The 14,894-nt window shown below is 56.9% G+C and carries 18 protein-coding genes; 16 read left to right on the forward strand and 2 right to left on the reverse strand.

Annotated features, from left to right (window positions below):
- The first annotated feature begins 7 nt into the window (after positions 1-7).
- The 16 genes from argB to H8695_RS09365 all read left to right on the forward strand — a co-directional run bounded on the left by argB (position 8) and on the right by H8695_RS09365 (position 12,846).
- A complete protein-coding gene (gene argB / locus H8695_RS09295) occupies positions 8-889 on the forward strand; it encodes an acetylglutamate kinase (RefSeq protein ID WP_249300901.1) in 882 nt (293 codons plus the stop codon).
- Between the two features lie 11 nt (positions 890-900).
- Entirely contained in the window at positions 901-2,097 is a 1,197-nt protein-coding gene (locus H8695_RS09300; protein ID WP_249300904.1) for an aspartate aminotransferase family protein, read from the forward strand.
- Positions 2,098-2,111: 14 nt separating this feature from the next.
- The gene (gene argF / locus H8695_RS09305; protein ID WP_249300906.1) at positions 2,112-3,020 is read left to right on the forward strand and encodes an ornithine carbamoyltransferase; all 909 of its coding nucleotides are present in this window, start codon (positions 2,112-2,114) and stop codon (positions 3,018-3,020) included.
- Between the two features lie 138 nt (positions 3,021-3,158).
- Positions 3,159-4,793: an alkaline phosphatase gene (locus H8695_RS09310; protein WP_249300908.1), complete on the forward strand. Its 1,635-nt coding sequence runs from the start codon at positions 3,159-3,161 to the stop codon at positions 4,791-4,793.
- Positions 4,794-4,942: 149 nt separating this feature from the next.
- Positions 4,943-5,080, forward strand: a complete 138-nt coding sequence (locus tag H8695_RS11710; RefSeq protein ID WP_430413292.1) for a zinc finger domain-containing protein — start codon at positions 4,943-4,945, stop codon at positions 5,078-5,080.
- Positions 5,081-5,318: 238 nt separating this feature from the next.
- The gene (locus H8695_RS09315) at positions 5,319-5,552 is read left to right on the forward strand and encodes a hypothetical protein (protein ID WP_249300910.1); all 234 of its coding nucleotides are present in this window, start codon (positions 5,319-5,321) and stop codon (positions 5,550-5,552) included.
- Between the two features lie 16 nt (positions 5,553-5,568).
- Positions 5,569-5,994: a phage tail protein gene (locus tag H8695_RS09320; RefSeq protein ID WP_249300911.1), complete on the forward strand. Its 426-nt coding sequence runs from the start codon at positions 5,569-5,571 to the stop codon at positions 5,992-5,994.
- Between the two features lie 18 nt (positions 5,995-6,012).
- On the forward strand, positions 6,013-6,330 hold the full coding sequence (locus H8695_RS09325) for a DUF6096 family protein (protein ID WP_249300914.1): 318 nt from the start codon (positions 6,013-6,015) through the stop codon (positions 6,328-6,330).
- 29 nt (positions 6,331-6,359) lie between these two features.
- Entirely contained in the window at positions 6,360-6,701 is a 342-nt protein-coding gene (locus H8695_RS09330; RefSeq protein WP_249300915.1) for a hypothetical protein, read from the forward strand.
- A gap of 3 nt (positions 6,702-6,704) precedes the next feature.
- Entirely contained in the window at positions 6,705-8,279 is a 1,575-nt protein-coding gene (locus H8695_RS09335; protein ID WP_249300917.1) for a phage tail tape measure protein, read from the forward strand.
- Positions 8,272-8,655 carry a hypothetical protein gene (locus H8695_RS09340; protein WP_249300919.1) on the forward strand — a complete coding sequence of 128 codons (384 nt, stop codon included), beginning with the start codon at positions 8,272-8,274 and terminating at the stop codon, positions 8,653-8,655. The genes H8695_RS09335 and H8695_RS09340 overlap by 8 nt, the downstream gene beginning before the upstream one ends.
- A 10-nt stretch (positions 8,656-8,665) precedes the next feature.
- Positions 8,666-10,249 (forward strand): hypothetical protein, encoded by a 1,584-nt coding sequence (locus tag H8695_RS09345; protein ID WP_249300921.1) that lies wholly within the window; start codon positions 8,666-8,668, stop codon positions 10,247-10,249.
- Positions 10,246-10,719 (forward strand): hypothetical protein, encoded by a 474-nt coding sequence (locus H8695_RS09350; protein WP_249300923.1) that lies wholly within the window; start codon positions 10,246-10,248, stop codon positions 10,717-10,719. The genes H8695_RS09345 and H8695_RS09350 overlap by 4 nt, the downstream gene beginning before the upstream one ends.
- 3 nt (positions 10,720-10,722) lie before the next feature.
- Positions 10,723-12,396 (forward strand): hypothetical protein, encoded by a 1,674-nt coding sequence (locus tag H8695_RS09355; protein ID WP_249300925.1) that lies wholly within the window; start codon positions 10,723-10,725, stop codon positions 12,394-12,396.
- Positions 12,397-12,412: 16 nt separating this feature from the next.
- Positions 12,413-12,718, forward strand: coding sequence for a hypothetical protein (locus H8695_RS09360; RefSeq protein ID WP_249300927.1), 306 nt, complete (start codon positions 12,413-12,415; stop codon positions 12,716-12,718).
- Positions 12,718-12,846: an XkdX family protein gene (locus H8695_RS09365; RefSeq protein ID WP_249300929.1), complete on the forward strand. Its 129-nt coding sequence runs from the start codon at positions 12,718-12,720 to the stop codon at positions 12,844-12,846. The genes H8695_RS09360 and H8695_RS09365 overlap by 1 nt, the downstream gene beginning before the upstream one ends.
- A gap of 153 nt (positions 12,847-12,999) precedes the next feature.
- Here H8695_RS09365 and H8695_RS09370 read toward each other — a convergent pair whose 3' ends face one another.
- Positions 13,000-14,091 carry a M42 family metallopeptidase gene (locus H8695_RS09370; protein ID WP_249300931.1) on the reverse strand — a complete coding sequence of 364 codons (1,092 nt, stop codon included), beginning with the start codon at positions 14,089-14,091 and terminating at the stop codon, positions 13,000-13,002.
- The gene (locus H8695_RS09375; RefSeq protein ID WP_249300933.1) at positions 14,076-14,891 is read right to left on the reverse strand and encodes a DeoR/GlpR family DNA-binding transcription regulator; all 816 of its coding nucleotides are present in this window, start codon (positions 14,889-14,891) and stop codon (positions 14,076-14,078) included. Before H8695_RS09375 ends, H8695_RS09370 begins: the two co-directional genes overlap by 16 nt.
- Positions 14,892-14,894 lie beyond the last annotated feature (3 nt).

Genomic DNA, 14,894 nt, shown 5'->3' on the forward strand with positions numbered 1-14,894 from the left:
AGGCAATATGGAAGACAGCTACAACAAGGCGGGCGTACTGGTACAGGCGCTGCCCTACATCCAGAGATACACAAACAAGACCATTGTGGTCAAATACGGCGGCAACGCCATGGTGAGCGGCGAGCTCAAGGATGCGGTCATCAGCGACATTGTGCTGCTGTCCCTTGTGGGCATCCATGTGGTGCTCGTGCACGGCGGCGGGCCGGAGATCTCACAGATGCTCGACAAAATCGGCAAGCAGAGCCGCTTTGTCAACGGCCTGCGGTACACCGACGCCGAGACCATGGACATTGTGCAGATGGTGCTCTCGGGCAAGGTCAACAAGGACCTCGTCTCGCTGATTCAGAAAAAGGGCGGCAGCGCCGTGGGCCTCTGCGGGCTCGACGGCTCGCTCATCCAGGCGAAAAAGCTCGAGGAGCCCGGCGTCGACTACGGCTACGTCGGCGAGATTACGGATGTGAACATCGCCCCGATTGTCGACGCGCTGGAGGACGGCTACATCCCCGTGGTCGCCACCGTCGCCGAGGGCGTGGACGACGACTGCTGCTACAACATCAACGCCGACACGGCCGCGGCGAAGATCGCCGAGGCGCTCGGCGCGCTCAAGGTGGTGCTGCTCACCGATGTGCGCGGCGTGCTGCGCGACGCGGCGGACGAGGCGAGCCTGATCTCGGTCATCCGCGCGGGCGAGGTGGATCTGCTCAAGCGCGACGGCGTGATCAAGGGCGGCATGATCCCGAAGATTGACTGCTGCGTCAACGCCCTCAGAGGCGGCGTTGGCCGGGCGTATATCATAGACGGGCGCGTGCCCCACTCGATTCTGGTGGAGATGCTCACCGACGAGGGCATCGGCACCATGATCGTCGGGGACAAGGACGCTCTGAAATAGGAGGAACTGCCATGACACTCGAACAACTCGCCGAGCAGGAGAGCCAGTACGTCGCCCACACCTACGGGCGCTTCCCGGTCGCCTTTGAGAGCGGCAAGGGCTGCATTCTCACCGACACCACGGGCAGACGCTACATCGATCTCGGCGCGGGCATCGCGGTGAGCGCGCTCGGCTACGGGGATACAAAGTGGGCCAGAGCCGTGGCAAAGCAGGCGGCAAAGCTCGCACACACGTCAAATTACTACTACACCGAGCCCATGATCTCTCTCGCGCAAAAGCTCTGCGAGGCGACGGGTTACCGGAAAGTCTTCTTTGCCAATTCCGGCGCCGAGGCCAACGAGGGCGCGATCAAAGCCGCGCGAAAGTACAGCTTTGACAAGTACCACCGCAGGGACCGCGGCGGCATCATCACGCTGAAAAATTCCTTTCACGGCCGCACGGTCGCCACGCTGACCGCCACCGGGCAGGAGGTCTTTCACCAGAGCTTCTTCCCCTTTGCCGAGGGCTTCGCCTACGCGCCGGCGGGAGATATTGAGGCGCTGCGCGCACTTGTGGACGAGAGCACCTGCGCCGTCATGATGGAGCCCGTTCAGGGAGAGGGCGGCGTCTATCCGCTCGATCACGACTATGTCAGGGCAGTGTTTGAACTTGCGGCCGAGCGGGATCTGCTGGTGATCTTCGACGAGGTGCAGACCGGCGTCGGCCGCACGGGAACCTTTCTCGCGAGCGAACAGTACGGCGTCAAGCCCGACATCACGACGCTCGCAAAGGCGCTCGGCGGCGGCCTGCCGATCGGTGCGGTGCTCTTCTCGGAGAAGACCGAGGCCGTACTCGGCAAGGGTGACCACGGCAGCACGTTCGGCGGCAATCCCGTGGCCTGTGCGGGCGCGAACGTGGTGCTCGACCGGGTGGCGAAAAAGAGCTTTTTAAACCGCGTCAAAAAGAAAGGCGAGCGCATGATGGCGGCCATCCGCGCCTTTGAGAGCCCCCATGTCAAAGATGTGCGCGGCATGGGGCTCATGATCGGCGTCGAGCTTGATGGCATGGACGCCAAGGACACGGCGCTCAAGCTGCTCGGCAAGGGCCTGCTGGCGCTCACGGCGGGCGGCAATACGCTGCGGCTGCTGCCGCCGCTGGTGATAGACGACAAGACCATCGACGAGAGCCTCGGCATTCTGAAAGAAGTGCTGAGTCTCTGGGGCGACTGAGAGGGGAAGACAATATGTTACAGAATGATTTACTGTCCATGGGCGAGCTCACCGAGGAGGATATTCTCGATTTGATCGACCTTGGCATCGACTTGAAGCAGAAGCTCAAAAGCGGCGAGCCGCACCCCTATCTCGAGGGGCAGACGCTCGGCATGATCTTTGAGAAGTCCTCGACCCGCACGCGGGTCTCCTTTGAGACGGGCATCTACCAGCTTGGCGGACAGGGCCTGTTTCTGAGTACCAACGACATCCAGATGGGCCGCGGCGAGCCGATCTGCGACACCGCGCGGGTGCTCTCGCGCTACATCGACGGCATCATGATCCGCACCTTTGCGCAGGAGACCGTGGAGCAGCTCGCCGAATATGCGACCATCCCGGTCATCAACGGGCTGACCGACTACGCCCACCCCTGCCAGGTGCTCGCCGACTTCATGACCATCAAAGAGCACAAGGGCGCGCTGCGCGGGCTCAAGATCGCCTTTATCGGCGACGGCAACAACATGGCGAATTCCCTCATCGCGGGCGGACTCATCTGCGGCATGGAGGTCGCCATCGCCTGCCCGAAAGCCTATGCGCCCCACCCGAAGATTCTGGCCTTTGCCGAGGGCAAACCCTTTACGATGACCGACGACCTCTACGCCGCGGCAAAGGATGCGGATGTGATCTTCACCGACGTCTGGGCCAGCATGGGCCAGGAGGGCGAAGCGGAGAAGCGCCGCGCGGCGTTTCGGGGCTATCAGGTCAACCGCGAGCTCATGGCGGCGGCAAAACCCGACGCCATGGTGCAGCACTGTCTGCCGGCCCACCGCGGCGAGGAGATCACCGCCGACGTCTTCGAGGAGCACGCCGACGAAATCTTTGATGAGGCCGAGAACCGGCTTCACGCCCAGAAAGCGGTCATGGTGCGCCTGATGCGCAAATGACATAAAATCCCCACCCCTCAAAGGCCCCGCCTGTCTGCCCACAGGCGGGGCTTTTACCATGTTTTTACGGGTGGGCCACAGAGAGCGCACACGGGGCTGGTAGAATGCGGCTGTAATCTTAAAAAAGGAAGTGGATTCATGAGACACAGACGATTTTTCACAGTCCTTGCGGCGCTGGCGCTGAGCGCGGCCATGGTGCTCTCGGTCGGCGCGGTGAGCCTTGAGCAAGTCGAGGTCAAGGCACCGGTCAAAAATGTCATTTTGCTGATTCCCGACGGCATGTCGACCGACGTGGTCACCCTCGCGCGCTGGTACCAGGGCGGCGGCGCGCTCAATCTTGACAGCATGGCCTCGGGCCTCGTGCGCACCTACTCCTCCGACGCGCCTATCGCCGACTCGGCTCCGGCCGGCACCGCCATGGCGACCGGACACAAATCCCACACGGGCTATGTGGGCGTTCTGCCGGACGTCAACTCCATGCCCGGTCTTGATCCGCTTGAGGCGGGCACCGCACGCGCCCCGGTGGCGAGCATCCTCGAAGCGGCGAGACTCGAGGGCAAGGCGACCGGCGTGATCGCGACAAGCGAAATCATGCATGCGACCCCGGCCGACTTCACCGCCCACTATGCCAGCCGCAAGGACTATGACATTCTCTCGAAACAGCAGGTCTACCAGGGCGTCGATGTGGTTCTCGGCGCGGGCTCGGGCTATCTTGCCGGGCAGGGCCGCGCAGACGGAAACGATTTGATCGAGGTCATCCAGGAGAACTATCAGTATGTCACCACTCCCGCCGGGATGGAAGCGGTCACCTCCGGTAAGCTCTGGGGCATGTTTGCCGAGACGGCGCTGGCCTACGAGTTTGACCGCGATCCGAAGAGCGAGCCCTCGCTTGCGCAGATGACCGAAAAGGCCATCGAACTTCTCAGCCAGGATGAGGATGGCTTCTTCCTGATGGTGGAGGGCAGCAAGATCGACTGGGCCGCCCACGCGAACGATCCGATCGGGCTGATTTCCGACTGTCTGGCATTTGACAGGGCAGTGGGTGTGGCGCTCGACTTTGCAAAGGCCGATGGAAACACACTGGTCATCGCCGCAACCGACCACGGCAACAGCGGCGTGTCAATCGGCTCGGCGGCGACCACAGGCGACTACGACAAGCAGCCGCTGTCAAATTTCATTGATCCGCTCAAAAAGGCGACGCTCACCGGCGAGGGCCTTGAGAAAGTGCTCAACGCCGAGCGCAGCAACGTGGTCGAAGTCATGAGCCGGTACTTCGGCATCGACGATCTGACCGATGAGGAAATCGAGGCGATCAAAAACACAGAGAACGGCTCGATGAACTACACCGTCGGCCCGATGATCGCGCGCCGCGCCGACATCGGTTTTACCACCGGCGGCCACACCGGCGAGGATGTGACGCTCTATGTCTACGCACCCGCCAACATCAGCCAGCTTACCGGCACCGTGGAGAACACCGACATTGCCCTCTACATGGCAAAAGCATTCGGCGTGGACCTTGACGAGACGACCGAGCGGCTCTTTGTGCCCGCGCGAAAGGCTGTCGAGGCCATCGGCGGCACAATCTCCTTTGACCGCAGCGACAAAGGCAACCCCATTCTCACCATCAGCAAGGGAGATGTGGAGGTCAAGATGCCGGTCTACACCAACATCGCCTATGTCAACGGGGAGAAAACCCTGCTCGACGGAGTGACCGTCTTCGATGGAGTCGGTACCAACTACGTGCCCCAGAGCGCCATCGATCTTCTGAAATAGCCGACAGCATCACCCGGAGATGCGCCAAAAGGCGCATCTCTTTTTTGTGCAATATTTAGTTAGAAAAAATACGATAAACATATTGACAGTACGATAGATATGTATTATACTATCAACAGTAAGAAAAATAATAATCAATGGGTGATAAAATGCTTGAAATTCGATGTGAACACTGTGGGCGGCTGCTCGGCTTTTTTCTGGGCAGGGCGCAGATCAAGTGCCCGCGGTGCAAAAGGATCAATACGATAGACACAGAGCGTCAAAGAGCGCCGGTCGCAGCCAGGTGATTCCGTAGGGAGTCGCAGGGGCGGCCGGCGCTTTTGATATAGAACGGGGTGGCACAGACTCAGCTATGGCAGGCTTTGCCGGGATAAAACAGGTCTTGTGCCCCTCTTGTTCTCTGAGAAAACGGGGGAAATCCCCCTTTTCATAGAGCCGCACACAGCGGCCAACCATTTGACCGATTGCCATCAGAGCGCCAGAGAGCGCCGGTGCAGATCGCAGGATCGCACCGGCGCTCTTTTGATGAAAGGAGGTGAACACATTGCAGTGGAGATTCGAGTGAGCTGTCTGGTAGAGCGCTACTGGGACTTGTCGACCAGGCAGTATGCCGGGCAGCAGAAGCAGGGGACACTGATCGCCGTCAGCTCACAGACGGACGACGGCGGACAAGTGGAGCCTGTGGGAATCGTCATGTTGGATGACGGAAAATGGGAAAGCGTACCCATTGCGTTTATCCAGAGAGAACAAACAAATTGAAAAGGAGAAATGAACAATGAGTGCTATGAGTGCAAACAAAACAAAAATGCTTTATAAGGCGGCGGGCGGTGACACGTTTACCCAGCTTGATGGCCTGATGGAAGTGCCGGAGTTTGGCGGCGCGCCGGAGAAGATCGACGTCACGACCCTCTCCGACGGAATCAAGAAATACGTCAACGGCATTGTGGACATGGGGGATCTGGTCTTCAAATTCCTGTATGACAATTCGAGTGCAACATCGAATTACCGCGTGCTTCGAACGATGCAGGAGAACGGTGAGACCGGCGAGTTCAAGCTGACTTATCCGGATGGCACAGGCCATGAGTTCAAAGCCCAGGTGTCCGTCAAGATGGATGCTGCCGCCGTGAACGGAGCTCTGACTTTCAGCTGCACCATGAATCTGCAGAGCGAGGTCACGGTAACCGACCCGAGCGAGGAATAAGAGAGGAGAGAGGACATCATGACACGTTTTGTGACACTGCAGGTCGGCGGGGAGGAGTACAGGCTGCGCCTTACGGCGGAGGCCATTCTCGCCGCGGAGAAGAAATTGGATAAATCGATCATCACGGCGCTTCAGACCATTCAGGAAAATCTGCTTGGCACTGTGACGGTGATTTTGTGGGCGGCAATGCAGCCGTTGCAGCCCGGAACCACAATGGAACGGGTCTATGAGATCTATGACGACTATATTGACGGCGGTCACACCGTTGAGGAGCTTCTCGCAGTGATCACCGAGCTGTTTGAGGTGTCCGGTTTTTTCAAGAGAGGTCAGGCGTAACGCCTGACCCTCCGCAAAAGCGGGAATACATGGATCTTCTGCTCGACAGCGCTCTGCAGGCGGGGCTGCCGGTGTCGGAGTTCTGGCAGGCATCGCCGGGTGAGATCGGCGCGGCTGTCCGGGCGCGTGAGGAACAGCGCATGGACAGCTTGAGGCTGCTTGCGTGGCTGTTTTACAGCTGTGCCGCGCTGACGGCGGTCGGCGTGCATGATCCAAAGCGCTTTCCCGGTATTCAAAAGGCGTTTCCCACCCTGTTTGAGGAGGAACCTGCACAGGATTGGCGCCTGATGAAGCAGCGCGTGGAGGACTACGGTGCGCTGTATCGGGAGAGACACCCGCCGGCGGATCATCCGTCTCAAGGGGGTGTATAACGGGTGGATGAAACAAACAAGAGCATGGACGCCATGCTCGCAAAACTTGAAAAGTTTGAACAAAAATTGCAGCTCGTGGCCGACGGCTTTTCCCGCCTCGATGAGGCGAGTGGAAAAGTGGCAAATCTGAACGCGCAGTTTACCTCGGGCGACCCGGGCCAGTGGGGCAAGAGCATCGCAGACGGGACACAGCTCGCCACAGACGGGCTGTCAACCCTGGCGCAGTCAATCGGCGCCGCGGACATCGCCTCGAAAATCGAGGCATTTGGCAACAGCGCGCAGAACGCCTGCGGGAAAGTAGAGACGCTCGCGAAGATCGGCGGACAGATGAGCGAGCTCGGCGCGCTGTTTGAAAGCGGCGAGATGAGCCAGTGGGGCAAGGGCATCAACGATGGTGCCAAGCTCGCCCTCGAGGGACTCAAAACGGTTTCCGACGCCTTTGGCGGCGACGAGCTGGCAAGTCAGGTGGAGGAGTTCGGCAATAGCTCCTCGGCGCTCTTCGATGATCTCGGCAAACTGTCGGAGATCGGGGGAAGCTTTGCGACGCTCGGCGAGCAGTTCCAGTCGGCGAACATCGGTGACTGGGTCGTAGGCGTTCAGCAGGGCATTGGCCTTGCCAAGGACAGCTTTTCCACACTGACCGATGCGTTTGAAAACGGAAAGGGCGTCTATGACAGTACAAAAGAGCTCATCGGCGGCCTTGCGACCGCCTTTCAGAATACCGAGCTGTACCAGAAACTGGCGACCGCCGCGACGACAATCTGGAACGGAGTCTCCGGCATTGCCGCCACGGTCACAACGGCTCTCGGTGCGGCGTTTCAGTTTCTGACGTCGCCCATCACGCTGATTGTCCTCGGAATTGCGGCGCTGGTCGCGGTCATTGTGCTGGTGGTGAAGTACTGGGATGAGATCAAGGCCGCGGCCGTTGCCTGCTGGGAGAAAGTCAAAGAGATCTGGGGTGTCGTGGCGCAGTGGTTTCACGATACCATTGTCGAGCCGATCAAGGAATTTTTCAGCGGGCTCTGGACCGGAATCACCGACTGGGCCACGGGGGCCTGGAACAACATCGTAGATGTGTGGAAGAAAATTGCGGGCTGGTTTCAGGAAACGGTGATTGACCCCGTCAAAAACGCATTTCGAGGGGCAATGAACTTTTTGATCAGCATTGCAGAGGGCTTTGTCAATGGCTTCATCAGCGGAATCAATTTCATCATTCGGGGGCTGAATAAAATCAGCTTCTCGATTCCGGACTGGGTGCCGCTTATCGGCGGCAACCGCTTTGGCTTTAACCTGAACGAAGTAGCACGCATTGAAATTCCACGTCTTGCCTCGGGCGCCGTCATCCAGCCCAACCGGGAATTTATCGCGGTGCTGGGCGATCAGAGAAGCGGGCGCAACATTGAGACCCCGGAGGGGCTGCTGCGCCAGATTATGCAGGAGGAGCTGCTCTCCGGACGGAGTGCGCAGGATGTCAACGTCAATGTCTATCTGGACGGGAAGCAGATTACAGCTGCCGTGGAAAAACGCCAGCGCGAGCGCGGGGCGACCATTATGACAGGAGGTGTCTACTTTGCCTAGAGCACTGGTATCCGTAGGGGGCGAGGCTCTTCCCGAGCCGTCGGCCTACAGCGCAAACACCTCGAGCCTCGTCGACTCGGACCGCAATGTCAGAGGGAAATTCATCGGAGCGGTCATACGGGACAACGTGGCGGAGATTGAAATGACCTGGAACTACCTCACCGTGCAGCAGTGGGCCGATATCAACCGCAAATTCAAAGAGTCGGATGGCGGACAGTTTGTCAATTCCGTCACGTTTCTGGATCAGTCGGCCGGGGACTGGATCACAAGACAGATGTACATCAGCGACCGCAAGGCGGGGCTCTGGCAGCGCGATGCCAGAACCGGCGACATTCAGGGCTGGACGAATTGCAAACTCAGCCTGACGGAAGTTTAGGGGGGAGCGCATGCAAAACACAACACAGGCCTGGGTGGACAACCAGAGTTTGCCGCTTGTCTCGGAGTCCTTTGTGGAAATCGAGTACAAAGTGACCGATCCCGGGGTGCAGGAGGATGCCAGCGCAGCTGACAACGGCGCCGCGGCGATTGCCGACACCGCGCAGATTACCACACAGGGCGAAAAAAATGAGCCCGCCTACGCGCTGCTCGAACAGAACTCATGGATTTTAAACGGAGGCCGCCGGCTTGTGCCGGCGGGCCCTCCCTATGGGGACACCGGCTTTTTGAGCGCGGTGCTCTGCGGCGACGACTGTCGGTTCGATCCCGTCCCGGTTGTGACACTCTCCTTTACCGAGGTGCATCAGCCGCTGATTCCCGGTGTGACCATCACATGGTCGCGCGCCTACGGGGAGTATGCAAGATCGTTTGAGGTGACGGCGTATCAGGGGGAGAGCGTTGTTGCGCAGAAGCGGATCGATGACAACAGCGAGCTGACAAGCCTTGTGTCTGTCGACATTCAGGGGTATGACCGCATGGAGATCGCGATCTATGAGTGGAGCCGGCCGCTGTGCCGGGCAAAGCTCAGCGAGGTGATGATCGGTTTTCAGAAGATCTACACCAAGGATCAGCTCATGGGATATGAGTATGTGGGTTCGGCCGATCCGCTGTGCGCAAAGCTGCCGGAAAATACGGCCGTTTTTAAAATCAGCAATGTAAACGGAGAATTCAATCCGGACGATCCGCAGGGCTTCTCGAGGTTTCTCATGGAGAGGCAGGAAATTCGCGTGCGCTACGGCTATAAGCTCGGCGACGGGGTGGAGTGGATCCGCGCGGGGACCTTTTTCATCAGCGAGTGGAATACGCCGCAAAACGGAATCACCGCGACATTCACCGCCAAGGGGCTGACGGAGTTCATGAGCGAAATCTATACCGGCGGCTACAGCGGCACGCTCTATGAGATCGCACAGCGTGCACTCGAGCAGGCGCAGCTTCCGCAGATGGAGGATGGCAGCTGCCGCTATGCAATCGACGACAGCCTCAGGGAGATCGCCGTGGACCTGGCGGAGGACCCCAATAAGTCCATAGCCGAAGTGGTTCAGCTCTGCGCGAACGCCGCCTGCTGCGTCATGCGGCAGGATCGCGACGGCATTCTGCGCATTGAGCCGCTTGCAAACGGGATCAGAGATTATCTGATCAACCAGGACAACAGCTACAAGCGCTCGGAGTACCAGCTCTCCAAAGAGCTGAAAGCCGTCAGCGTCAACAGTGGTCTTGCCGTTGTACAGAATAGCCCGTCTGGTGAGATTCAGACCATCGACAACCCGCTCATTCAGGATGCCGCCACGGCAAACCGTGTTGCACAGTGGGTGAAGAATTGTCTCAAAGGCCGCAAGACCATGAGCGGTCAGTTCCGGGCCGATCCGCGATTGGATGAGCTAGACACTGTGACGGTGGAGAACAGTTTTTCAAACAGTGCCGTCATCATCACGGAGATTCAATACACCTATAACGGCGCTTTTCGTGGCAAATACGAGGGCCGCGTGACAACTGATGCAGCAGCGGACACCCCGCAGCAGGAGGAAGAGCAATGAGCGAGTGGACTTTCGTTACAGACCGAACCTTAGCGGATGTTGACCTTGTCGAGCGCCTGCAAGCGCTTGGATGGGAAAATATGACCGCGAGCGAACGGGAGGCGTATTTAGCCGGGTTAAAAGGCGCCTATAACGCCGCCGACTTAAATCGCGTTGGTGAGGCAGTTGCCTATATTGCAGGCCGGCTTGAGCAAGTCGGGTATCTTGCCCCGGTGTCTCCAAAAGTGGATTGGCAGACCGGCGACATACCGCTTTCAAATGATTTAGAAAATTATTTAAGCGACATCAGAACACTTCGAGGAGTGTTGGCGGTATTGCCCACCACGCCCCAGGTGCCGCAGGACATGGAGAAGCTGACCTTTACAGAGGCGAATGATATTGAAAAAATACTGGCAGACCTTGAGACATTGATTGATAACATGACCGCCGTCTGGCATTACAGCGGCGAGATTTACAGTGAAGAGGTGTAAGAGATGAAAAACAGAGTTCCGACCTATCCCGGACGGGTGAAGCTGACGCCGGTTGATGGGGAAGCAAATACATATGATCTTGAGCGTGCAGACCAGCCTACGGAACTAGGGACGCCGCTGAACAAGGCGACACTGCTCAAAGATGAGACGGCAGCACTGTATGGTCTCGGAACCGACGCAGTGCCGGATGATGTGCTAGGGAAATTGAGTGGAGCGGCAATACCGTCAAAGGTTATGACCTCAAGTGAGGCTTATATCAATTATACTGATCAGAATTTACTTAACATTTGTACAGATACTGGTATAACCGCTATTGGTAGTCGTGCTTTCTCAGTTTCAGACCCCTATAATAGCGATTCGGCTTATTATTCAGCAACAAGAATTATGAGCCATGGAAAAACCTGTATAATGCCGTGCTCTGGTAAAGGAAGCACAATGCTGGACATTACTGCGAAAGGTATCATGAGGATACCGCCAACTGGAGAACCCGAGTATATTTCATTTATAAGCGCCGGTTTAGCGGCTTCCGGTATACGATGCCACTGCCTGTATCACGATAGTACGAGATGGATTATTGTATCAAGCACACCAAATCTGTTTATCAGCGACGATGACGGCGTCACATGGCAAGCAAGACAAATCACAGGCATTCCGAGTGGTGATAAGCCATATATCAACAGTATTTGCTATTTCAAAGGGTACTATTACCTTGGCACTCCAGAATACAGTAGATACAAAGTATTAGTATTGGATTCTGATTTTTCTTTTGTCCGGAGTATTGCCTATTCAAACATCGGCGGCAGCAATAGCAGATATTATGTTGGAGCCACAGATGATGTATTGGTATGTTATGCCCGCGGCGCGGTATATTGGAGTTTAACAGGAGAAGATAACAGTTTCACGAAAATATCTTTCTCAACTTCCGATTTCAATGACTATGGTACAAGCTATAATCTATCCATGATTGACATGGTTAGTGTTGGAAGTGAATTATATTTTAGAGGCACAAATACCGGCGATTTTGCAAGGTTTACATATTCACCCGAGGCTGGTGCGAAATTTCTTATAGCGGAAAATTCTCTGCCTATTGGCATAGGGACCAATTTGAGCGTCAACGCAATAACATATGATGGAACATATGCCTATTTATCAAATCATGGTAAAGGCACAGTTATTTATGGAAGCCCCGCTACACTGTTCAGTGGTAATTTCCTTATTGACAATATGCCAAATAATAGCCCGGTATTTACGATGAAACGGGATAACAGTATCTTTTTCTTCGGGGACACATTCACCAGAAGTCTCACCAAAGAACCGGCATACAGCAACTTGCTTTACAATATGAAAGCGACAGAAATACAAGGTGGCGTATACCATACTGCTTATATGGGAACCGGCACAACTGGTGTTGATAATCCTAATGTTATTAACTTTACGGGAGCCCCTGAAATAGCTGTTATATCCAGCCCAGCTTCTCAAGCATGGTATGTATTAACCCGGGCACAGTCTGATAACGGAAATTATGTATCGAGCTATCAGATCACTTCGTCCCAGAGTCTGGCAGGTATAAATGTGAGGTGGGGAGAAAACACCTTGTCCTGGTATCATTCCGGCAATAGTGCATATTGCCAATTAAATGAACTGGGGAAAATGTATCATGTCATGTTTATCTATTAACAGAAAGGAGCAGACTATGAAGATTATTCAGATTGAACCGAATAAATCAGGTAGTCGGCCGCCGATGCAAGACTGGGCTTTAAGAAATCTCCCACAAGGATACAGCTTTGTACCAAACGGCCTTGACACAGATATTTTTTATTCTTATAACGGCTTCGTAAATCTCACAATTGAGGGTGACATCGTGACAGCGATGACACCGAACATCGAGGCATGGCAGGCCTGGAAAGCATCTCTACCTGAGCCAAAAATTGAGATTGACCCGGTGGACAAGCTGCGGGCTGATGTGGACTATATGATGATGAAAATGGAGGGAATCTGATGGAGTGGTTCGATAAAATTCAGGGGTACTACGACGCCGGGCTGTGGCCGCCGGAATGGGTGATAGAGGCCGTAGCCAAAGAGAAAATTACAGCGGAGCAGGCAGATATGATTCTGAGCAGCAAATGACGACATCTAGCCTCCTGAATTGCGTTTGGGTATGAGAGAAAGCTCTTATAATAGTACAAAAGAGAACGGCGCGGCCAAAGCCGCGCCGTTCTCTCTGCCATGGGACCTCTTCGCACCGGGGCGCCTGGAGGGAGCGCCCCGCCGCCGGAATGCCTATCGGGACCGGTCGAAGCTGCGGTCGACGAGGTTCGTCATGGCCCTGATGACCTCGGTGAGCCGCTCGATGTCCCCGAGGTCGCACACCTCGCAGGGGCCGTGGCAGTACCGGATGCAGAAGCCCATGTCAAGGCACATGATGCCGCCGTTTTCAAACTGGACATAGCTCGAGTCGGTGAGCCCTCCGACATAGGCCTGGCGCTGGATACGGATTCCGGTCTTTTCACCGGCGGCCTCGGCCAGGCGCACCATCGCCGGGTGGGCGATGGTGCCGTTGAGGGTTCCGCGGCCGTGGAAGTTGTAGATGTCCATATAGGGGCCGCCGCCCAGGCGCAGATGCCCCTCGCCGGCGAGATCGGGCGTGTCGTAGGGCGCGCCGCCGTCGATGTCAATGGACATGTCGGGCTTGATTTTTCGCGCCGCGAGCATGGCGCCGCGCAGATTGTACTCCTCGAGCACGGAGGCGACAAGCCACACCGTCGCCGGCCGCGGCTCGGCGGTGAGAGTGTGGGCCAGCTCGAGCAGCGCGGCGCAGCCGCCGCGGTCGTCGAGAAACGTGGCGAGCACGCGATTGCCCGCAAGCCTTGTGTGGCGGGGCTTGTAGATGACAGGACTGCCGACGTCAATGCCGAGAGAGAAGACCTCCTCCCGGCTCGAGGCGCCGATGTCCACATACAGCTGCTGATAGCGGTCGACCTTGTACTTCTCTTCGGGCGGCGTCTGGTGGTGCGACTTGAAGGCGATCACGCCGTCGAGATAGCGGCCGGAGCACGTGCCGATGCACACCTCGGTCATGGGCAGCACTTTCTCGGGGATGCCGCCCGCCCGCTCCAGCTTGATAAAGCCGTCCGGGTCAACATACTTGACGAAGAAACCCAGACTGTCCATGTGGGCGAAGACCATGATGACGGGAGCCCCGGGGTCGGTGCCCTCAATTTTCGCCATGCAGTTGCCGAGGGTGTCGACCTCAGGCTTCAGCCCGCAGGCGGCAAACTCCCGCTTCATGATTTCGCAGACCGGCATTTCAAAGCCGCAGAGACCGGGCGCAAGCACAAGGGTCTCCACAAATCCGCCTATTCTTTCCAGCATATGTTCGTACCCCCTCTGTCTGAGAGCTCTGCGCCGTTTGAGGTCATCACACGAACGCCGATGCGCTCAAACGCCTCGCAGTTGGATTTTGTTATTTTGTCGGTGACCAGTATGTCGATGGCGTCGGTGTCGCAGACGTGAACAAACACCTCTCTGTTGTGCTTGGTGCTGTCGGCCACGGCGATCACCTGCTCTGCGGCCTCGATCATGGCCCGTTTGATCTCGGCCTCGATCAGGGTGCGGTTGGACATGCCCTTGATCGGGTCGAGCGCATCGCAGCCGAGAAACAGCTTGTTGACATGAAAGCGCCTGAGAAAACTGAGCGTCTCCACGCCGCATTGCGTGTATGTGTTCGGTTCGACTGTCCCACCGGTGATGATCAGCGTGATGTCGCCGTGATTGACCGACGCCAGAAAGGCGCCGATCTGCAGATCCGTCGTGATAACGGTGATGCGTTTGTGGCGCAGGTGCTTTGCCACCTCGAGCGCAGTCGAGCCGGAGTCGAGGATGACAATGTCGTTCTCCTCCACAAGGCCCGCCGCCAGCTGGCCGATCGAACGCTTGGCGGCGGTGTTCTGCCGCGCCTTGTTTTTGGACGGAATCTCGAGGTTGTACCGGTCGGTAATGGCGATCGCGCCGCCGTGCATCTTGACGACAAGCCCGTTGTTGTCAAGCTCTGTGATGTCGGAGCGGATGGTCACCACAGAGGTCTTGAAGATCTTTGCCAGCTCTTTTACTGTGACTCGTTTGTGAATGTTGATGTATTGCAAAATCCTTTCCTGACGTTCCTGTCGAAACATGTG

Source organism: Feifania hominis (genome assembly GCF_014384765.1).
Lineage (GTDB): Bacteria > Bacillota > Clostridia > Oscillospirales > Feifaniaceae > Feifania > Feifania hominis.